Raw genomic sequence first — 19,798 nt, 5'->3', positions numbered from 1 at the left:
AGTTGTTAAAAAAAACTATTAAAAACACTATATATTGTGTTTTTTGATAATTAGTAAAGTGGGAGATTGATGAGTGTGATTGTATTAGCAGGAACCATTGGAGCGGGAAAATCAACATTGACGAAGCTGATTGCAGACCGTTTAGGAACGGATGCTTTTTATGAATCGGTAGACAATAATGATATATTGCCGTTATTTTACGCAGAGCCTAAGAAATACGCCTTCTTACTACAGGTGTATTTTCTAAACAAGCGATTTGAAAATATAAAAATGGCATTGGCTGAGGATAATAATGTATTGGATCGATCTATTTATGAGGATTCGTTACTTTTTCATTTGAATGCTGATCTCGGTCGTGCATCGGCTCCAGAAGTAAAAGTTTACGATGAGCTTTTAAAAAATATGATGGAAGAATTACCTTATGCGACAAAAAAGAAACGACCGGATTTACTTGTTCATATTCATGTTTCTTTTGAGACAATGCTGAACAGAATCAAAAAACGGGGGCGTCCTTTTGAGCAAATCGAGTATGATGAATCACTCTATAGTTATTATGAAGAACTGAATAAGAGATATACGCAATGGTTTGAAGACTATTCTGAAAGTCCGAAAATCCAAATCGATGGTGATGCTTTAGATTTTGTGGATGATGTGAGCGCCAGAGAAGCTGTGCTAGCAATAATTGAAGAAAAATTGGAGGAAATTTCTGATTTATAAGTCAAGCAAGTTTTTGGAGATTTCGGGACACCTGGATCGTATGACACGGCTGACTTGATAAGAGGAAGAAACGAATTGATTTAGTGATTCGGCAATATAGTAAAAGTTGCCTTCTGTATCATATTGTGTGCCCCTTAAGTTAGATTTGTTGGTCTAACTTAGGGGGCTTTTTAGTGATTAACTATGAAAAGACAAGTAGTAGAGGCATATCAGAACGGTGATGGTAGGTGTAAGACCTTGGCCCATTGCTTTAGCATTCGGGACAAATTATTTGTTAGAAAGTCTATTAAAATTGTTGATTCCTAGTATTTTGATACGTTAATTAGAAGAAAAATGTACACTTCTGAGTGTAAGCGAGATGTCATACACTATTGTTTGACGATCGGTGACTTTTACATTGATGTTACTTTGAAAGATGGACGATCTGCTGGAGATAGCATTATTATCAGATATTTCTCCATAAAAATATTCAAGGAATTTCACTGAAACCGAAAAGAAGAACTTAACTGACAATGATAAAGAAGAAACAAGTATAAAATTTCAAAAAGTTTTTATCCAGGTCGGCTAAAATTTATTTTAGAAAAAAATCTAGCGTGACGTATATAACTGCTTTTCTATAAACTTGACATTGTAATAAATAAATATTTATTGTAAATTGAATGTATCGATAGTAATTTGGGGGAGTTAATACTATGCCAGAGCAATTCTACAAGAGTGATACGCCGGGAGAGCGGCATGAAAAAAGGGTATTTCAGTTAAAAAAAGAAATTGCACGCGAGACGAATCCGGAAAAGCGTGGAGCACTCCAAGCTTTACTTGATGAAATTGAGAAAAAATTTTATCTGGAACAACAAGAGAAACGAATCAAAGCTGCTAAATTGTATAGAAGCAAGCGTAATAAGAAAATAGCAAGTATATTTTTATCAGGTTTATTGATTATAGCTGCTGCTGCAACAGGCCTATATTTTATGGGGAAACCTATGAACGAAGGTTCGTCAACCTCTAATGCTGAGGACAGCATGGATAGATCCAATGTTCTTGAATCTGATGCAGCAACAGTTGCAGAGCCTATCGTTCATGATAGGGTAACGCCATTAAGTAAAGGTCAAGTAAGAGCTTATAGGTATCATGTGGACCATCTAACAGCGGGGGAATATCTATTGAGTGAAACGATGCTTAAAGATGCTACTGGGGTTTATGGATATAAGAAATATTTAAATGATATGTTGGAAAGTGGGCAGGCTAGCCAAGCAACTATAGATCAGGCCTATCTAGAAGCTGAAACCAGTCTGTCTAGTTTGACGAAGGATCAGCAATATGGCGTTAATTTTTACGACAAAGAAAACACTGGGGCAAATGCTTATAATGTGGCAACCACTAAATTCTATGCAGTCGATTTTAATGAGTTTTTGAGCGATATGAGTATAGAAATAAATGATTTGAATGGGTATATATCTGCGGTCAATAATTACGATGATTACCTAGTAGGTATATTCACAGATCTAACACAAAAAGGACTGGGTGCAAAATCTTATCAGCTATCTTCCGATTGGCCCTTGCCCAAATACACAATCCAAAATACTGCAAGTGATGCTTACAACAATAGAGACTATCACTGTCATGCCTTAGTTCAAAGAACGAGTCAGACAGGACGTCTGGAAGTGAATGATGCGGGGAATGCAGAGCTAAAAGGAAACCCACTATCGTAAGTAACTGTTAAATCCGCTGCTTTTGCTTTAGATATTGATAAAATTGTGAAAAGTAGAGTGAGTAAGATCAACTCAGACTTAGAAACAATCAATAGTTGAACTAAAGAGCGTATTTTTTTGTAGGTCAGAAACTAAAAAATATTGTAAAGGGGTAAATCTATGGATAATATAAAAATAGTCTTTTTTGATATTGATGGAACATTGATCGATATGGAAAAAAAGCGTATATCAGAAAAAACGTTAGAAATGCTTGTTCAATTAAAGGAAAACGGTATTATCATCTGTCTTGCAACAGGTAGAAGCCCAATAGCATTGCCACATTTTGATGAGGTGGAATTTGATGCGTTTCTTACCTTTAATGGCTCAAGTTGTTTTAACAAGCAGGAAACTATTTTGAGAAACCCTATTCCTACTAGTGATGTAAAAAGAATCATTCAAAACTCGGAAAAACTAAATAGACCAGTAGCGGTTGCAACAAAGGAAAAAACAATCGCAAATGGTAAAGATGAAGATTTGATCGAATACTTCTCCTTTGCCCATCAAAAAGTTGTGGTTGCTGATGACTTTGAAGAAGTTGTCAATAATGAAGATGTCTACCAAATAATGTTGGGGTCTCGGGAAGCAGATCACCCAAAGCTAATGGAAAATACGAATCACTCTAAAATCGTTGCATGGTGGGATAGAGCAGTCGATATTATTCCCACCAGCAGTGGGAAGGGCTCAGGAATAAATAAAATACTAGAGTACTATAACTTAAGTAAATCAGAAGCCTTGGCATTTGGTGATGGAAATAATGATATTGAGATGTTAGAAGCTGTGGGTTGGGGTGTAGCAATGGACAATGCATCTGACGAACTAAAGACAGTTGCAGATGAAATTTGTGGTCATGTGGCAGATAATGGTATTTATCATTATTGCTTGAAGCATGGGCTGATTTAAAAAAATAGAAACAAGAAACACCATTTCTGATATTATTCGGAAATGGTGTTTTAAGATGTATGAAGAAAGTACTATCTGATTTCTATACGAAGAGCTCAATCCGCTTCTAAGGTCAGCCATTATAGTCTATAAGAGCCAGATCTACAAATCGATACTCAAACGAACCATATCATTTAAAACAATTCCATTATCAACGATTTCTTCATCGTAGTGGCGAACAAAAAAGTCACGGTCGATCCATGTCATGCGAAAGCCGCATTTTTGATAAAGGTGCAGTTGTTCGTACCCGGTACTTCCAGTACCAATCTCCATTGTCTTGATGCCCTGTTTTTTTGCGGTGTCAAAAGCAAAGGCAATCAATTTTTGTGCGTAGCCTTTTCCTCGTGAGGCTTCAGCAACTGCAATGTTAACAAGTTCCAGCGTATCAGGGCGGGTAGGTATTAATACCATGATACCTACTAGTTTTGGGTCACTAATGATGAATACTTGCCCTCTTTTTGTATAATCATCGACATGTTTTTTTGAAGGATCTGCATCTAGCAAAAGCTGATAATGTTCCTCTTCTAGCTGCGTAATCGCTGTAATGTTCATAATAGAATCTCCTTAAAATTGTTTTTGATGAAGAAAGTTGTAATTTTCAGTGGTAATCTGCTCACTTTTTATTATAATAGAAAAGGATGATAATGGCTATTTGCTGAAAAAGAAAGAGGTTTAACTGCATGAAAAACAATCGACCGATAATCATTGGAGTGACTGGTGGTTCAGGTAGTGGGAAGACAAGCGTCAGTCGGGCGATCTTCAACCATTTTCCTAATCACTCAATTATGATGCTGGAACAGGATTCTTATTATAAAGACCAGAGTCATTTGAGTTTTGAGGAAAGATTAACGACAAATTATGACCACCCTTTTGCTTTTGATACCGATCTGTTGATCGAACATTTGAAGCAGTTATTAACATATGAATCAATTGAGAAGCCTGTCTATGATTATGTTGAGCATACAAGAAGCTCGGATGTCATTATACAGGAACCAAAAGAAGTAATTATTCTTGAGGGTATTTTGATTTTGGAAGACCCGCGGCTGCGAGAATTGATGGATATAAAGCTTTATGTAGATACAGATGATGATATCCGTATTATTCGCCGAATCAAGAGAGACATGGAAGAACGTGGTCGAACACTCGATTCTGTGATTGAACAGTATCTGACTGTAGTTAAACCGATGTACAACCAGTTTATCGAGCCAACTAAAAGATATGCAGATATCATCGTTCCAGAAGGCGGAGAAAATCATGTAGCTATTGATTTGATCACCACAAAAGTAAAGAGCATTTTGGAATGATCCTCTCGAATACTGCAAGTGCAAAAATCAAGAGATAAAAAAAGCAGATGGACTGTGATAGTCTACCTGCTTTTTTTCTGTACTATTCCTATTTTTAACTTTAATTATGAGAATTCGAGTGAAGTTCATGGATGACTTCAAGTTCCTTGATAAAATCTTTTCGTAAAATTGACCATTTATCATACTTCTGCATTGAAAAAAAATGATTGTCAGAGCGATCATCTTTAACAATTTTTAATGAAAACGTTTTGTTATGGATGCAGAGAAAATTGAACGTAAATGACTCATCTTTTTCATCGTAATCGTAATCACATTCCTTGATATAATCCAACGTCAGCACCTTTTTAGACAATATTGTACACCTTTCTGTGAGGTAAGTCAGCTCGGATTTATTGAATGGTCGATTTGGTGAAATTTTGATTGAGTATATATTCATGTAGCACTCCTTCTATTCTAAATATTCGCAGATAGTAACTATCATCCCCTAAACATATGACTGAAAATAATCATATATTCAATTAATTTTATCATATATCTTGGCATATTTCTAATAAATTTATATAAAAAACAAATTTTTAAGTAATAAATGAATAGTATTTTATAGCAAAATCAACACATTTGTTTCTGGATAATTTGTCAGCTATTTCACTTCGAATTATCAAATTTTTGCATTTTCAGCAAAAATGTTGAAAAATAAATCTGTATGAATCATGTTATAATTTGTAAAAAGATTTTTTCTTGATAAGGGGGGATAGAAAAAATGATGCGGAGGGGAGAAATATTTTACGCGAATCTTTCACCGGTAATTGGTTCTGAACAGGGAGGCATTCGACCTGTGCTGATCATTCAAAATAATAAAGGGAATCTATTCAGTCCAACGTTGATTGTCGCACCTATTACGCGAAATATTCGAAAAAAGATGCAGCCGACACAAGTGAAGGTCAATATTCCACATGAGGAAGAACTGACACCTTCATTAGTACTTTTGGAGCAGATTCGTACATTGGATAAGGAGCGAATGCTACAAAAAATTTGTAAGCTTCAAGATGGCGATATGGAAAAAGTCAATCAGGCGTTAAAGGTCAGTATAGGAATTCGATAGGCTTGTCTAGCTAAATACATAAGAATAACAGTAAGTTGAGGTCAGCAAGGAGAACGATGTTTTTATCAGGCTGTTCATAGGTTTTTGTTACTGTCATCGATTGCCGAGATCAGTTGATCTCGGTTTTTTAACTGCTTTGGAACGATGAAATAATAGTAATGGAAAAACTATTAAGATTGATGTTGGTCACATTTTACAAAACATAGTTCTTTTATTATTTGAAAAATCTCAATTATTTCGCATTTCTTCTTGTCTAGTGATGCGAGTTAAATTTTCTTTTGAAAATCATTTTTTTATGGAATAGTCAATGAAGAGTCAGGAGATAGCTGAATTTACTCGAAGCTTGATTTGGCTTTGCTTTTTTGATTCCAAGTTTCTTGATTTCAGGGTATAGTTGGAGTAGAAAGATACAGGAGGAAACGGCATGAAGCAAATTCGTTATGGAATATTAAGTACAGCTCAAATTGTCCCTCGCTTTGTAGAAGGGGTTCGAGAAAGTGCAAGAGGTGAGGTGCAGGCGATTGCTGCTAGAGAGTTAGCTCGAGCAAAGGAAGTAGCGGCTGAACTGGCTATTCCGAAGGCTTATGGAAGCTATGAAGCACTGTGTCAAGATGAGGACATAGATATCATTTATATAGCGACATACAATAAGGGGCATTATGAAGCAGCAAAGATGGCGTTGACGCATAAAAAACATGTTCTGTTGGAAAAACCATTTACATTAACATTCGCTGAAGCAGAAGAGCTTTTTGCGTTGGCGAAGAAAAATAAATGTTTTTTGATGGAAGCACAAAAGGCTGTTTTTCTGCCGATTGCCAGCCAAGTAAAAAAAGTGATAGAACAAGGAGGGATTGGAACTGTCCGTCAGATTCGTTCGGTCACAGCTTATCCGAATATCGATCATTTGAAATGGTTTCATTCCCTTGATGCAGGAGGTGGTATACTTCATGGTTCTGGGAGCTATCCTCTTGAGTTCATTCAGTTTATTTTAGGGAGTTCGCCAATAAGCTACTGTGGGCATTCGTCTATGGAAAAGGGAAAGACAGACGATCAGGTTGAATTATCGTTGAAATTTCCAGATCAGGTGTTAGCCAGCATTTTTCTTACAGTGCAGTTAGATATCCCAAGTGATATGGTTATTTATGGAGAAAACGGCAGGATTGAGATTCCTTATTTTTGGAAAACAGATCATGCGACTATCTATTACAATGATGGTCGTGAAGAGCTGTTGACGAGTACGGTAAGCAGTGAGTTTGTTTTTGAGGTGGATCATGTCAACGATTGTTTGCTTGGTGGTTTGCTGGAAAGTCCGATGATGACGGAAAAAATAACAACTGATACGGTTCGATTAGTTGAAGAGATGTATAATCAATGGGTATAAAAAAAAAATTTAAGCTTATTTGTATTATTGTCTAAATTGTGATAAAGTATGTCTCATGCGACGAGTTGACTCAACCAGATGATCGTTTCGATCATTCCGATTTTATCGGCGTGTGGTTGGTTAATGCAGAGGCACAGATGTTCACTCATCAACTACCGGATTGTAGGCGTGTCGGATGAAGTTTTTGTGGAGAAAATTCATCTATTTATAGCAATATAGATACTGCGTAAAAAAAGAAGATGTGAATCTTCTTTTTTTTTATTGCAAAAGAGAGCTTGGCCGTTCGGAATGAGGGGTAAGTGCAATTGTTTTTTTTATACAACTGCAAGTAGCGGTTGCACTTAATTTTTGTTCAGAACCCTTGAAATAGAAAGCTTTTTTTACGATTGACCATTTTAAAAAATAGAACAAGGCCAGCTTTTTTCGTATCTAACAAAGTAAATTCTGGCTAAGGTTGCACTTACAAAAGTGCAACTTTTTTGTGTTGTTACTTGATAAGAATCAAGCTATAGTTGCAGGTGTAAGGGGAAGAAACGAAGGTGAGTAGAAGATGTCACTGCACTTATCAAAACGAGAAATTAATATTTTACTGATGCTTCTGGATTTGGAGAATAGCATCACAACAAAAGAGCTCGCTGAGGCTTTTAGTGTGAGTGTACGAACAATTAAATATGATCTGGACAATGTACGCACATGGTTTCAGGAGCGGAATATCACGTTGCAAGCACGAAGAAACAAAGGCGTTTGGTTGGAGCTGCAGGATTCTGAACGGTTGACATTGAAAAATGAAATTCTAGAAGTGGATCGTTTTGAAACATATCCGGATCAGGAGTTGCGAATGAACCAATTGATTTTCCATCTGATTCTTTCGCCAAAGCATCTAACCTCTCAAGAATTAGCAGACGAGCTTCAGGTCAGCAGAAATACAATTCTGAAAGATCTGGATCGTTTAGAAGCTTTTATCCAAAAGTATGAGCTTCAGTTGGATCGGCAAAGTCGTGTGGGCTTCTTTATCTATGGTGAAGAAAGTAAAATTCGATTGTTGATGGAATATATCAGTCAAAAGGAAATCACGGAATATGATATCTACCAAATCATGAGTCATTTCGTTCAAGCAGGCAATCATAAGCGGTTGATAGATGTTCATGTGGGGGGCAGCACGATTTTTCAGGAGATCTATCAAGTGTCACTAAATGAGATGACAAAACTGCTTGATCCGTCATTACTGGATCAGTTCAATTATGCAGAAATTCTCTCTATTACACTCAGAGTTGCAATAGCTACATCAAGGATGCAGCTGCAGCATACGATGAATGGGTATCGGATCTTGTCAAATCAAGAGGAGTTAATGAAAAAGCAGGAGTTGCCGTTTCTCCTAATGAATAAGGTGTTCGAACACTATGAGCTGCCACTTTTAGCGGATGAGTATTTCTATATTTACAGTGATGTGTTTATTACGAACAGTCATCAGGATATCGCAGAGCTGACCGAAGAACTGATTCGAGATGTTTCTGAGGAAATCAACTTTCCTTTTTATCGAGATCGTCAATTGTTTACGAATTTATTCGCTCATTTATCCTTACGTTTGACTAAGAAACACTTGTTTATCAATGAGTACAATCCTTTTGTCGATGATATCAAAGCAAAATATCCGCAATTATTCCGTGCAATCAAGCATGCCAGTAGTAGAGACATCGAAAATGCAGCATTATTCATCAATGATTCCTTTATTGCTTATATCGCATTGCACTTTCTGGTGGCATATGAAAAAAATCAGCATGAAATCAATGTTGTTCGGATTGTTTATGTTTGTTCCACAGGACTTGGGGTAACAAGTTTGATCGAGCAGAAAATTTTGGAAGAGGTATCTAATGTTGAAATCGCCGGATTTGCTTCGGTGTTGAATGCCAACGATATCATTGAAGAGAAAAATCCGGATTTAGTTCTTAGTATCTTTCCGATCGAGGTGGTAAATCGTCCATTTATCAAGGTTAATCCACTTCCAACAGAGAGTGATATCCAACAGATACAGGAAGAGGTCAATAAAATTTTGACCAGTGTTCGTGACGGTCATATCCCTCGACTGGTACCACGTCAGCCGTTGAAAGAAAATCGTGGGTTGGAAGCAGAAAGTAGAGACATTCTCGTCCGATCATATGTGATCTACGAGGAGCTACTGAATGCTTTTGATGAAAAATTAAATGATGGCTACAAAGAGGCGTTCTTACTCCATGTGATGTTGATGGTCCACCGGATCATTTTCGATGGTCAGTATGAAAATGAAGGGAATATCGTAAAAGAGACCCTGATGGCTCAGCAACAGCTGGTAGAGCAAATCGAGCGGATTTTTGCAAAAAATAATCTAATTGTTAATCAGGCAGAAATCACCGCTTTATTGAATTACATCAGAGAGGAGTGAGAGGATGAAATTAGCAGAAGATGCAAAGAAAATTATCAATGAGTCTGAAAATCGTGAGGAGTTAGAGGCTTCTATTACAAAAACCGAGGAGCTTTTGACAACAGCGGCAATTGTACCCACGGAGTTACAATGGACCATTCTGATTAACCACGTCAATGAAATGATCAAGCGCTCAAAAGCAAATGAAAAAATGGCGGGTGTTGATCCGGAGATGTTTGAAGAGGTATCAAAAGAGGCGTTGTCGATTGCAGACGAGTTAGTAAAGCATATTGGCAATCTACCAATAGACGAAATGTATGTATTATCCATACACTTTGAGGCTGCAAAACAAAATGCGGCTGAATAAATAAAAACAATCTAGGAGGAAGAAAACATGATAACAGTAGTAATCGCGGATCGTTTAGGAAAAGGACAGAATGTAGCTAAAGGTGTTGAAGCAGCCGGCGGACGTGCCGTTGTTGTTCCTGGGATGGGGGCAGATATGCGTCTAGGTGATGTGATGCAGCAAGAAAATGCGGATATGGGTATTTCATTCTGTGGAAGTGGCGGAGCAGGAGCTTTGACAGCAGCGAACAAATACGGGTATCCAGAGCGTCATGGAATGCGTTCAGTTGAAGAAGGCATTACCGCAATCAATGATGGAAAAACTGTATTGGGCTTTGGCTTTATGGATCAGGAAGAGCTAGGTAAACGCTTGACAGAAGCATTCGTAAAAAAACATGGTGAATAAGCAATAAAAACTGTCCGTGTATTAACGAGAATAAAAGAACAGCAGAAAAATATCGGCTGTTCTCGCAAAAATCACAAGGAGGACTATTATTCTTGTCGAGTCCCTCGGCTTAGAGATAATAGCTACCGGACCTCAAAAATGAAAGAACAGCAGAATAAAGAATATAGGCTGTTCTCACAAAAATCACAAGGAGGACTATTATTCTTGTCGAGTATCTCGGCTTAGAGATAATAGCTACCGGACCTCAAAAATGAAAGAACAGCAGAACAAAGAAATCAAGCTGTTCTCACAAAAATCACAAGGAGGAAGAGCAGTGAGTGCAACGAAAAAGACATCTCAGATCGTGAAGGTTTCAGGAAAAGGGGAAAATAAGGCGGCGGCATTTTCCAGTGCGTTGAGTAATGTGTCAAAACAGATTCTAAAAGAATCAACAGATGTATTGCTAAGGATCGAACCAAAAGACGTTGATATCCTTTCAGCGACAGAGAAGAACTATACGGAGCGCTTCCTGTTCTTCTTTTTTCCTAGAAAACGTACAACTTATGAAGTTGAGTTAAATGTTGAAGTGGAGATCAGTATGATCGACATGGCGGAAGTACCATTTAGACAAGTGGACGCACAGGATCCAAATGGTGTATCTGTTCCATTTACAACAAAAAAGATTTAGGCAAAGAGATGCTCTTGTTGCTGATACACCATAAACTTGGTGGAGGGAGTGCATCTAATGAAGGAATCAAATGTCTCAAAAAGAAAACACAATTATGAGTAAGGAGGAAAAAGCGAGTGGACTTAATTGTTATTTTATTTAAATCAGTTATTATTGGCGGACTACTTGGCTTTGCAGCAGGTGTTGGAGCGGCAAGAATGTTCCATGCACCTCAGACACAAGGGTTAGGTGCTTTTAGAACATTGGGGGAAATGAACGCAGCAGAGGGAGATCCGGCTTCACATTTTTCATTTGGATTGGGCTTCTTCTTTAATGCATGGGCTTCTGCAGTGGGAGCAGGTGCTTTCACACAGGATGTGACACACCGAATTATTCCTAACTGGGCAGCTGCAGCATTGTTGGTTAAGGACAAAGATGTAACGAAAACGATGCATGATCCTAAGAAAATGGGGATCGCTGGAGCTATTGCAGGGATTATCACTGTTGGTTTCTTGAACAGTACTGCAGCAGCAATCCCTGAGTCACTTCAAGTCACAGCAGTGGCTGTTTTGGTACCTGCTGCAACGATTCTGATCAATACGGTCATGCCTGTATTGTTCTGGTTGGCTGCATTGGATGCAGGAAAACGTACTGGATTCTGGGGAACATTATTTGGAGGTTTATCTCAATTAGTTATGGGTAACGCTGTTCCCGGTGTTGTATTAGGGATTTTGATTGGTAAAGGCGTTGATGAGCTAGGCTGGACTCGTATGACGAAAGGTATGATGGCAGCGATTGTTTTACTGTTCGTATTCAGCGGATTCTTCCGTGGCTTCGATATGCAACTGATCGAAAGCTTTAAGATGACTGTACCAAACTGGTTGAACAATCTGCATGATGTGTTCACAGTGAAATAAGCCTTAAGCAGAAGGAGGAACAAAAAAGATGGATGAAAAAGAAAAAACAGAATGGTCACAAGATGAAATAGAAATTCAAGCAGCATTGAAAGCAAAAAGCTTCTGGTACGCTGACTGGTCTTTCCCGATCCTTGTTGGATTGATGGCAGCCGCAGTTTTTGCAGGAACACATATGTATGTTGTTCATGGTGTAGGAGCATTTAATGAAGTGTCTATTGTAGCGATGCTTAAAGCTGGTCTGGATGGTGGTTCTTATGGAGCAGCCGCAGCATTTGGTGCGAGTTTCTTGTTTGCACGTATTTTAGAAGGATCTTTAGTAGGGATTTTAGATTTAGGTGGATCTATTTTAACAGGATTAGGTATTGGGGTACCGGCAATCTTGCTGAGTATGAATATCGATGCACCAATCAATAGTTTTCCACTAGCCTTATTGACAGGTGCTGTCTTAGGATTCATGGTAGGTGGCGTAATCATCTTGATTCGTAAGTTCACGATCAATCAAGGGAACTCTACCTTCGGCGCAGATATCATGATGGGTGCCGGAAATGCCGCAGGTCGTTTCTTAGGTCCTCTGATTATTTTAAGTGCAGCGAGTGCTTCTATTCCAATCGGAATTGGTTCTACAATTGGTGCAATGATTTTCTATGCATGGAAAAAACCGATTGCTGGTGGAGCTATTCTTGGAGCGATGATTTTCGGAGCATTCTTCCCAGTTGAGTTGACACAATAATTAGTGCAAAAAAAATATTTCCAATATCTGGAAATCCGTTTACATTATAATGTTATCGTGGTACTATGTACTCGAACTAATTATAATATTATAATCTTTGAACGGGGGAAACAAGAATGAACGGGTTTGTATTATGGATGGAACAACATTTGATGCCGGCAGCGAATAAATTTGGCTCGCAGCGTCATATGGTAGCAATTCGTAAAGGGTTAATTGCAACGATGCCGCTGACGATTGTCGGTTCTTTCTTCACAGTGTTTCAAAATATTCCAATCGATGCGTATACAGAGTTTATTGCGCCGTATCTGCCAGTGTTGGATATTCCATCAAGATATACGATGGGGATTTTAGCTTTATATGCTACATATGGCATTGCCACTGCACTTGCTAAAAGCTATAAACTGGATTCCTTAAGCTGTGGTCTTTTAGCCTTGATGGCATTTCTAGTTACAGCTGCACCACCAACACGTGTTTTTGAAGATGTTGTAGATGTGATTAGCGCGGGGCGTTATATCAACTTAGCTAACTTGGGGTCTGCTTCGTTGTTTGGAGCAATCGTAACTGCAATACTCTCTGTGGAAATCTATCGGTTTTTCGTTGCTAGAAATATAACGATCAAAATGCCGGAAGGCGTACCGCCGGAAGTTTCCAATTCTTTTGTGGCATTGATTCCAGGTGCCGTTATTCTCATGCTGTTTTGGGCATTACGTCATATTGCCGGGTTTGATTTGAACGGTTTCTTGAGTACTCTTCTTATGCCGTTAAAAGGAGTCTTGGCAGGAAATAGCTTGTTTGGTGGTTTGTTGACAGTCTTCTTGATTTGCTTCTTCTGGGTATTAGGTGTTCATGGTCCAGCAATCATGGGACCTGTTATCCGTCCTTTCTGGGACATGTCTATTGCAGAGAATGTTGATGCTTTTACCAATGGTGTAGACGCCAACAACCTGCCAAATATCTTTACTGAACAGTTTCTGCAATGGTTTATCTGGATCGGTGGTGCTGGAACAACATTAGCGCTAGTTGTCCTGATGATGTTCTCGAAATCAGAATACCTGAAGAGCTTGGGGCGTCTGTCCTTCCTTCCAGGAATCTTTAATATTAATGAGCCGGTAATTTTTGGAACACCAATCGTGATGAATCCGATTTTAGGCATTCCATTTATCGTCGCGCCTCTTATAACAACAACGCTATCTTATTTCTTGACCGTGACCAATGTTGTTCCAATGATGATGGCACGTCTAGGGTTTGCATTCCCGGCACCAATTGCTGCCTGGATGAGTACGAACTGGAGTATTATGGCCGGTTTACTGGTTATTGTAAACTTTGCGATTACTCTGGCGATATACTATCCATTCTTTAAAGTGTATGAGAAGCAGCAACTGGATAAAGAAGCAGAAGAGCTTGCTTCTAAAGAGGCGGACGCGTAATAAGAAATTGAATGCAGGAGGGGAAACAAGACGCAAAAGCTGTTGTTTTCCCCTCTTTGTTCTACATAGTAGCGAAAGAGGTCTGGAGGCGTAGAGGAAATGATTGTATGGTTAATCTTTGTCTTTATAGGTATGCAAGTTATATTGGAAAAGGAATGGTTACCTGATAAACTTGTGAAGCAGAGACTAAGAATTCTTTGTCTGGAAGCTATTTTAGTGATTGCTGTTTCGGCAGTAGTTGGCGTGCTTTTGAGCCAACCAGTGCTTATCGTTGGAACAGTGACGATTTTCAGCAGTTCCATACTTGCGTGGAATTATCGGAATAAATATGAAGGATTTGGAGTGTGACAATCGGATGAAAAGAGCTTTAGGCGTATCAGTATATCCTGACCACAGTGACATGGAGCAGGACAAGACATATTTGAAGAAGGCTGCGGCATGCGGTTTTACGAGAATCTTTATGAGCATGTTAGAAGTGACCGAAGGCAAAGAAGCGGTGAAGAAGAAATTTCAAGAATTGATTGGCTATGCAAAAGGGTTAGGCTTCGAAACGATTTTAGATGTTGTCCCATCGTTGTTCGACGAGTTGGAAATTTCTTACGATGATTTGACGTTCTTTTATGAGCTTGGGGCGGATGGAATCAGACTGGATGCTGGTTTTGATGGAAATAAAGAAGCAAAATTGACGTACAATCCTTATGATTTAGCAATCGAGCTGAACATGAGTAATGATGTCGCATACTTAGATAATATTTTGACCTATGAAGCCAATAAGCCGTTTTTATATGGTTGTCATAATTTTTATCCTCAGGAGGGTACGGCTCTTCCTTATGATTTTTTTGAAAAGTGTAGTGTTCGTTTTAAAAACAAGGGTATTCGTACGGCTGCTTTTGTTACCTCACAAGTAGGAACGATTGGTCCGTGGGATATCAACGATGGACTGCCTACATTGGAAAGTCACCGCCACCTACCAATAGATGTTCAAGCAAAGCATTTCTTTGCGACAGGTCTGATCGACGACGTGATTATTGGGAACGCCTATGCCTCTGACGAAGAATTGGAAGCGTTAGGACAATTGAATCGTTATCAATTGGAATTCAGTATCACATTTACCGAGATGGTAAATGTGGTGGAAAAGACTATTGCCTTGGATGAACAACATTTCCGCCGAGGAGATATCACTGATTTGATGGCGCGTTCTACTGAGGTTCGCAAAAAGTACAAAGATGTTGCCAATCCGGTCCATGATAATGAACAGGAGTTTCAAGCCGGTGATATTGTTATAGGAAATGACGGATTTGGAAAATACAAAAATGAGCTGCAGGTTGTATTGCAGCCACATAAGGATACACGGAAAAATAAAATTGGCAGTATTACAGCGGATGAGCGGATGCTGTTGGAATTTATCAAACCGTGGACAAAATTCAGATTGAAAGAAAAGTAGGGATAACAAATGACGTATGATCTACTGATAAAAAATGGAAAAACAATTGATGGACAGCCGCTGGAAATTGCCTTATCCGATGGTAAGATTGCAAAAACAGCTGCTGTGATCGACGATGAAAGCAAAGAAATCCTTGATTTAGAAGGCAACGCATATATTTCTGCCGGTTGGATCGATGATCATGTCCATTGCTTCGAAAAAATGACGTTGTACTATGATTATCCGGATGAAATCGGTGTGAAAAAAGGCGTTACCAGTGTGATTGATGCTGGGACGACTGGCGCAGAAAACATTCATGAGTTTTATGATCTGGCTGTACAGGCGAAAACGAATGTCTATGCTTTGGCCAATATCTCAAAATGGGGAATTGTTGAACAAGACGAGCTGGCAGATTTAACAAAAATTAGAGAAGATTTGGTTAAGAAAGTCTTAACAGAATTACCGGACTTTGTGATTGGAATCAAAGCGCGGATGAGTAAAACAGTGATTGGTGAGAATGGCATTACGCCATTGGAGCTAGCGAAAAAAATTCAGAAGGATAACAACAATGTTCCATTGATGGTGCATATTGGTTCTGCTCCGCCGGAATTAGATGAGATTTTAGCTCATATGTCTAAAGGTGACATCTTGACCCATTGCTTTAACGGCAAACCAAATGGTATCCTAAATCAAGAAACAGGGAAAATTAAAGACTTTGCCTGGGCAGCCTTTGAAAAAGGGGTCGTCTTCGATATCGGTCATGGAACAGATAGCTTCAACTTCAATGTAGCTGAAACTGCGCTAAAAGAAGGTATGAAAGCAGAATCGATCAGTACGGATATCTATATTCGTAACCGTGAGAATGGTCCGGTCTACGATTTAGCGACAACTATGGAAAAATTACGCGTTGTCGGTTATGACTGGACAGAAATTATTGAGAAGGTTACATCTGTTCCGGCGAACAACTTCCATTTGGCTACGAAGGGGCGTCTTGAAGTCGGTTATGATGCTGACCTGACAATCTTTACGATTACTGATGGAAGCAAAACACTGACCGATTCAAACGGCTTTACCAGAGAGGCAAAAGAATTAATCCAACCTGTGAAAACCATTATTGGAGGCGCAGTTTATGACAATTAGTTATGAAAAGTTCGGTTTGAAGGAAGTTATCAATGCATCCGGAAGAATGACGATCTTAGGCGTATCAAAGGTTTCTGAAAATGTTTTAGCGGCACAGAAATTTGGTGGTGAGCATTTCTTTGAGATGAGCGAGCTTAGCGTACAAACGGGAAAATATTTAGCAGACTTATTAAAAATTGAGGATGCACAGGTCGTTTCTTCGGCTTCTGCCGGAATTGCTCAAAGTGTGGCGGCCTTAATTGGAAAAGGTTCTGTCTACCATGCCTATCATCCATATACTGATAAAATTCAAAACAGAGAGATCATCTTGCCGAAAGGGCACAACGTGGATTATGGCACGCCTGTAGAGGTCATGGTCGCTCAAGGTGGCGGTCAAGTGGTTGAAGCCGGCTATGCCAATATGTGTTCAGCAGAACATATCGAAATGATGATTACAGAACAAACCGCAGCAATCTTGTATATCAAGAGTCATCATACGGTACAAAAGAGTATGTTGAGTGTAGCGGAAGCAGCTGAGGTTGCTCGTAGCAACAACCTACCATTGATTGTCGATGCTGCTGCGGAAGAAGATTTGTTCAAATATGCAGAAGCTGGTGCAGATTTGGTTATCTATAGTGGAGCAAAGGCCATTGAGGGACCGAGTGCTGGACTGGTAATTGGTAAAAAAGAGTATATTGAATGGGTTCGTCTGCAGGGCAAAGGAATCGGTCGTGCAATGAAGATTGGCAAGGACAATATTCTAGGTTTTACCCAAGCCGTCGAAGACTATCTAAAAAACGGTAGTGAATCCGGAGCATCTATGAAAGAACGAATGGCCCCATTTATTAGTGAATTGAATGGAATTGCTAATATTGATGCTTCTGTTGTTCAAGATGGTGCTGGACGAGATATCTATCGTGCAAGCATCAAAGTGTCAGGAGATAAATCAGCAAAAGAAGTTATCACAGAGCTGAAGAGTGAAGATCCAGCGATTTATACGAGAGAATATCAAGCAAATAACGGCATTATTGAGTTCGATGTCCGTTCAGTCAATAGTGAAGAAATGACGAAAATCACCAAACGTCTGACAGAGATCATGAATTAAGCAAGTCGTAGGAATTATTTCGTTCATACGATTACCGCGTTGGATCGATTACGACGAGTAGACGAATAGAAGTAGAGAAAGAGGAGATTAGAAGAATGTCAATTACACCAAATTATTTAGAAGACCGGTTATGTTTAAATGTTTTAGCCAACTCAGTAGAGAACGCAAAAGCGTGTTATGAAGCAGCAGAGGGGCACGTGATTTTAGGCGTGCTTTCTAAAAACTATGATACAGATGAAGCAGCGATCGAAGACATGAAGAAATATGCAGCTACAACGAATAATGCACTATCTGTAGGTCTAGGCGCAGGCGATCCAAATCAAAGCCAAATGGTTTCGCGTATTTCTAAAGAGCTGCAGCCGCAACATGTAAACCAAGTATTTACTGGCGTGGGTACTTCCCGTGCATTACTTGGTCAAAATGAAACAGTGGTTAACGGATTGGTTTCTCCGACAGGCAAGGTTGGTTACGTAAATATTGCCACTGGGCCTTTGAGCTCACAGGCACCTGCTGGTGAAGTACCAATCGAAACAGCAATCAAACTATTACAGGATATGGGCGGCAGTTCGATCAAGTATTTCCCAATGAAGGGTCTGGCACATAAAGAAGAATACAAAGCTGTAGCTGAAGCTTGTGCGAAATATGATTTTTATCTTGAACCAACAGGTGGAATCGACTTGGAAAACTTTGAAGAAATCGTTCAAATCGCTGTTGATGCTGGCGTGAAGAAAATCATTCCGCACGTATACAGTTCAATTATTGATTCAGAAACAGGTGACACAAGACCAGAGGATGTAAAAACATTACTTGGCATGATGAAAAATACCTTAAAATAAAAAGATAAGCTGATTGAACAGCCCTTAAACCCCAGTCATCAAAGCGCAAAACGTTAAAAGACGGATGACAGCTGTTTAAGGGCTGATTCAGGATGTTGGAAAGGTAGGTTATATCAATGAAAATTTCAGCCTTTGGTGAAATCATGATGCGTCTGACTCCTCCGGAATATTTAATGCTTGAGCAGACGAAAGAATTACGGATGGATTTCACAGGAACAGGTGTCAACATTTTAAGCAATCTGTCACATTTTGGCTGTGAGACGAGCTTAATTACAAATCTTCCGGATAATCGACTGGGAGAAGCAGCGAAAGCAAGTGTTCGCCAACTAGGAATCAGCGATAAATGGATTGGACAAGAGGGCAATCATATTGGCTCCTATTTTGCCGAAATGGGCTACGGTCCTCGTCCAACTCAAGTAACATACCAAAACCGTCATAGCAGCTCCTTTGGTGTCAGTGATGCTTCGGCTTATGCCTTTGATGATTTCTTAAAGGAAACAGATTTAGTGCATATCTGTGGTATTTCTTTGAGTTTAACGGACCAAACAAGAGCGGCTGCTTTTTCATTGGCAGAGAAAGCGCATGAGCAAGGAAAAAAAATCTGTTTTGATTTTAATTTCAGACCGAGCTTGAATAAAAATAATGAAGCAGCATTTATGCGCGAACAATACGAACGTATTCTACCCTATTGCGATATCGTATTTGGTAGCCAACGAGATTTGACGGATCTTTTGAACATGTCTGCAGATGAAAGCTTAGATAGCACGGAGCAGTTCAAGAAGCTGGCAGAAGAGTTTATGGCCAACTATGACATCGAGCAGTTTGCCGGAACCTTCAGAACGAGACAAGAGGATAATTATTATCTTTCTGGCTTCCTATTTTCTACATCTGGCTATGAGTTGGCGGAACCAAGAGAAATCATTAATCTTGATCGTATTGGAGCAGGAGATGGTTATGCTGCAGGAGTCTTACTGGGGTATGCGGAGAACTGGCCGGCAGATAAGACTGTAGCCTTCGCAACAGCTAACGGTGTGCTGGCTCATACGATTCAAGGTGATGTACCGCTGACGACTAGGAAGCAGGTCGAACATATTATGAATCATCCGACAGTTGATTTGATTCGCTGAGTTGAATGATATTTAGTAGTTTTATCGTCTGACTAAGTAATTGCTTTGTGTAAGGAAATTGACTGAGTAATACGGAATAATGAGCCATGAATAGTAAGGGATGCCGAAATGTCTGTTTGTTATTCAGA

21 protein-coding genes are annotated in these 19,798 nt (G+C 39.2%); 19 read left to right on the top strand and 2 right to left on the bottom strand.

Annotation, left to right across the window (positions count from 1 at the left end; all coding sequences use genetic code 11):
* Positions 1-69 precede the first annotated feature (69 nt).
* The 3 genes from A5888_RS09180 to A5888_RS09170 all read left to right on the top strand — a co-directional run bounded on the left by A5888_RS09180 (position 70) and on the right by A5888_RS09170 (position 3,365).
* The gene (locus A5888_RS09180; protein ID WP_170924835.1) at positions 70-717 is read left to right on the top strand and encodes a deoxynucleoside kinase; all 648 of its coding nucleotides are present in this window, start codon (positions 70-72) and stop codon (positions 715-717) included.
* Positions 718-1,409: 692 nt separating this feature from the next.
* On the top strand, positions 1,410-2,426 hold the full coding sequence (locus tag A5888_RS09175) for a hypothetical protein (RefSeq protein ID WP_086349997.1): 1,017 nt from the start codon (positions 1,410-1,412) through the stop codon (positions 2,424-2,426).
* A 159-nt stretch (positions 2,427-2,585) separates the two neighbouring features.
* Positions 2,586-3,365 (top strand): Cof-type HAD-IIB family hydrolase, encoded by a 780-nt coding sequence (locus A5888_RS09170; protein ID WP_086349998.1) that lies wholly within the window; start codon positions 2,586-2,588, stop codon positions 3,363-3,365.
* Positions 3,366-3,506: 141 nt separating this feature from the next.
* On the opposite strand, the gene A5888_RS09165 is transcribed toward A5888_RS09170, so the two are convergent.
* Entirely contained in the window at positions 3,507-3,956 is a 450-nt protein-coding gene (locus tag A5888_RS09165; protein WP_086349999.1) for a GNAT family N-acetyltransferase, read from the bottom strand.
* Positions 3,957-4,084: 128 nt separating this feature from the next.
* Between A5888_RS09165 and udk the strand changes: the two genes are divergently transcribed.
* Complete coding sequence (gene udk / locus A5888_RS09160; protein WP_086350000.1) at positions 4,085-4,708, top strand: uridine kinase; 624 nt, start codon at positions 4,085-4,087, stop codon at positions 4,706-4,708.
* A gap of 100 nt (positions 4,709-4,808) precedes the next feature.
* On the opposite strand, the gene A5888_RS09155 is transcribed toward udk, so the two are convergent.
* Complete coding sequence (locus A5888_RS09155) at positions 4,809-5,144, bottom strand: hypothetical protein (RefSeq protein WP_086350001.1); 336 nt, start codon at positions 5,142-5,144, stop codon at positions 4,809-4,811.
* Positions 5,145-5,468: 324 nt separating this feature from the next.
* On the opposite strand from A5888_RS09155, the gene A5888_RS09150 reads away from it, so the two are divergent.
* The 15 genes from A5888_RS09150 to A5888_RS09080 all read left to right on the top strand — a co-directional run bounded on the left by A5888_RS09150 (position 5,469) and on the right by A5888_RS09080 (position 19,670).
* Entirely contained in the window at positions 5,469-5,810 is a 342-nt protein-coding gene (locus tag A5888_RS09150; RefSeq protein ID WP_086350002.1) for a type II toxin-antitoxin system PemK/MazF family toxin, read from the top strand.
* A 424-nt stretch (positions 5,811-6,234) separates the two neighbouring features.
* Positions 6,235-7,191 (top strand): Gfo/Idh/MocA family protein, encoded by a 957-nt coding sequence (locus A5888_RS09145; protein WP_086350003.1) that lies wholly within the window; start codon positions 6,235-6,237, stop codon positions 7,189-7,191.
* 550 nt (positions 7,192-7,741) lie between these two features.
* A complete protein-coding gene (locus tag A5888_RS09140; RefSeq protein ID WP_086350004.1) occupies positions 7,742-9,610 on the top strand; it encodes a BglG family transcription antiterminator in 1,869 nt (622 codons plus the stop codon).
* Positions 9,611-9,614: 4 nt separating this feature from the next.
* Positions 9,615-9,956 (top strand): PRD domain-containing protein, encoded by a 342-nt coding sequence (locus A5888_RS09135; RefSeq protein ID WP_086350005.1) that lies wholly within the window; start codon positions 9,615-9,617, stop codon positions 9,954-9,956.
* Between the two features lie 27 nt (positions 9,957-9,983).
* Positions 9,984-10,340, top strand: coding sequence for a glycine-rich SFCGS family protein (locus tag A5888_RS09130; protein WP_086350006.1), 357 nt, complete (start codon positions 9,984-9,986; stop codon positions 10,338-10,340).
* A gap of 313 nt (positions 10,341-10,653) precedes the next feature.
* Entirely contained in the window at positions 10,654-11,007 is a 354-nt protein-coding gene (locus A5888_RS09125; protein WP_086350213.1) for a DUF4312 family protein, read from the top strand.
* 116 nt (positions 11,008-11,123) lie between these two features.
* Positions 11,124-11,903: a DUF4311 domain-containing protein gene (locus A5888_RS09120; RefSeq protein ID WP_086350007.1), complete on the top strand. Its 780-nt coding sequence runs from the start codon at positions 11,124-11,126 to the stop codon at positions 11,901-11,903.
* A 28-nt stretch (positions 11,904-11,931) separates the two neighbouring features.
* Positions 11,932-12,633: a DUF4310 family protein gene (locus A5888_RS09115; protein ID WP_086350008.1), complete on the top strand. Its 702-nt coding sequence runs from the start codon at positions 11,932-11,934 to the stop codon at positions 12,631-12,633.
* A 116-nt stretch (positions 12,634-12,749) separates the two neighbouring features.
* Positions 12,750-14,060, top strand: a complete 1,311-nt coding sequence (locus A5888_RS09110) for a PTS sugar transporter subunit IIC (protein ID WP_086350009.1) — start codon at positions 12,750-12,752, stop codon at positions 14,058-14,060.
* Between the two features lie 99 nt (positions 14,061-14,159).
* Positions 14,160-14,408, top strand: a complete 249-nt coding sequence (locus A5888_RS09105; RefSeq protein WP_086350010.1) for a hypothetical protein — start codon at positions 14,160-14,162, stop codon at positions 14,406-14,408.
* 7 nt (positions 14,409-14,415) lie between these two features.
* Positions 14,416-15,504 carry a DUF871 domain-containing protein gene (locus A5888_RS09100; protein ID WP_086350011.1) on the top strand — a complete coding sequence of 363 codons (1,089 nt, stop codon included), beginning with the start codon at positions 14,416-14,418 and terminating at the stop codon, positions 15,502-15,504.
* Positions 15,505-15,513: 9 nt separating this feature from the next.
* Positions 15,514-16,623 (top strand): amidohydrolase/deacetylase family metallohydrolase, encoded by a 1,110-nt coding sequence (locus A5888_RS09095; protein WP_086350012.1) that lies wholly within the window; start codon positions 15,514-15,516, stop codon positions 16,621-16,623.
* Complete coding sequence (locus A5888_RS09090) at positions 16,613-17,707, top strand: DgaE family pyridoxal phosphate-dependent ammonia lyase (RefSeq protein ID WP_086350013.1); 1,095 nt, start codon at positions 16,613-16,615, stop codon at positions 17,705-17,707. The genes A5888_RS09095 and A5888_RS09090 overlap by 11 nt, the downstream gene beginning before the upstream one ends.
* A gap of 95 nt (positions 17,708-17,802) precedes the next feature.
* Positions 17,803-18,543 carry a 2-dehydro-3-deoxy-phosphogluconate aldolase gene (gene dagF, locus A5888_RS09085; protein ID WP_086350014.1) on the top strand — a complete coding sequence of 247 codons (741 nt, stop codon included), beginning with the start codon at positions 17,803-17,805 and terminating at the stop codon, positions 18,541-18,543.
* Positions 18,544-18,659: 116 nt separating this feature from the next.
* Complete coding sequence (locus tag A5888_RS09080; RefSeq protein ID WP_086350015.1) at positions 18,660-19,670, top strand: sugar kinase; 1,011 nt, start codon at positions 18,660-18,662, stop codon at positions 19,668-19,670.
* Positions 19,671-19,798: the final 128 nt, after the last annotated feature.

The sequence above is a fragment of the Enterococcus sp. 9E7_DIV0242 genome (genome assembly GCF_002140975.2).
Classification (GTDB): Bacteria; Bacillota; Bacilli; order Lactobacillales; family Enterococcaceae; genus Enterococcus_L; species Enterococcus_L clewellii.
This window is presented reverse-complemented; position numbering and strand designations above follow the sequence as displayed.

Coding starts and splice junctions, on each gene's coding strand:
- A5888_RS09100 (WP_086350011.1), top strand. CDS start 14,416: ATGAAAAGAGCTTTAGGCGTATCAGTATATCCTGACCACAGTGACATG.
- A5888_RS09170 (WP_086349998.1), top strand. CDS start 2,586: ATGGATAATATAAAAATAGTCTTTTTTGATATTGATGGAACATTGATC.
- A5888_RS09165 (WP_086349999.1), bottom strand. CDS start 3,956: ATGAACATTACAGCGATTACGCAGCTAGAAGAGGAACATTATCAGCTT.
- A5888_RS09105 (WP_086350010.1), top strand. CDS start 14,160: ATGATTGTATGGTTAATCTTTGTCTTTATAGGTATGCAAGTTATATTG.
- A5888_RS09155 (WP_086350001.1), bottom strand. CDS start 5,144: ATGAATATATACTCAATCAAAATTTCACCAAATCGACCATTCAATAAA.
- A5888_RS09080 (WP_086350015.1), top strand. CDS start 18,660: ATGAAAATTTCAGCCTTTGGTGAAATCATGATGCGTCTGACTCCTCCG.
- A5888_RS09090 (WP_086350013.1), top strand. CDS start 16,613: ATGACAATTAGTTATGAAAAGTTCGGTTTGAAGGAAGTTATCAATGCA.
- A5888_RS09150 (WP_086350002.1), top strand. CDS start 5,469: ATGATGCGGAGGGGAGAAATATTTTACGCGAATCTTTCACCGGTAATT.
- A5888_RS09140 (WP_086350004.1), top strand. CDS start 7,742: ATGTCACTGCACTTATCAAAACGAGAAATTAATATTTTACTGATGCTT.
- dagF (WP_086350014.1), top strand. CDS start 17,803: ATGTCAATTACACCAAATTATTTAGAAGACCGGTTATGTTTAAATGTT.
- A5888_RS09095 (WP_086350012.1), top strand. CDS start 15,514: ATGACGTATGATCTACTGATAAAAAATGGAAAAACAATTGATGGACAG.
- A5888_RS09180 (WP_170924835.1), top strand. CDS start 70: ATGAGTGTGATTGTATTAGCAGGAACCATTGGAGCGGGAAAATCAACA.
- A5888_RS09145 (WP_086350003.1), top strand. CDS start 6,235: ATGAAGCAAATTCGTTATGGAATATTAAGTACAGCTCAAATTGTCCCT.
- udk (WP_086350000.1), top strand. CDS start 4,085: ATGAAAAACAATCGACCGATAATCATTGGAGTGACTGGTGGTTCAGGT.
- A5888_RS09115 (WP_086350008.1), top strand. CDS start 11,932: ATGGATGAAAAAGAAAAAACAGAATGGTCACAAGATGAAATAGAAATT.
- A5888_RS09110 (WP_086350009.1), top strand. CDS start 12,750: ATGAACGGGTTTGTATTATGGATGGAACAACATTTGATGCCGGCAGCG.
- A5888_RS09175 (WP_086349997.1), top strand. CDS start 1,410: ATGCCAGAGCAATTCTACAAGAGTGATACGCCGGGAGAGCGGCATGAA.
- A5888_RS09135 (WP_086350005.1), top strand. CDS start 9,615: ATGAAATTAGCAGAAGATGCAAAGAAAATTATCAATGAGTCTGAAAAT.
- A5888_RS09130 (WP_086350006.1), top strand. CDS start 9,984: ATGATAACAGTAGTAATCGCGGATCGTTTAGGAAAAGGACAGAATGTA.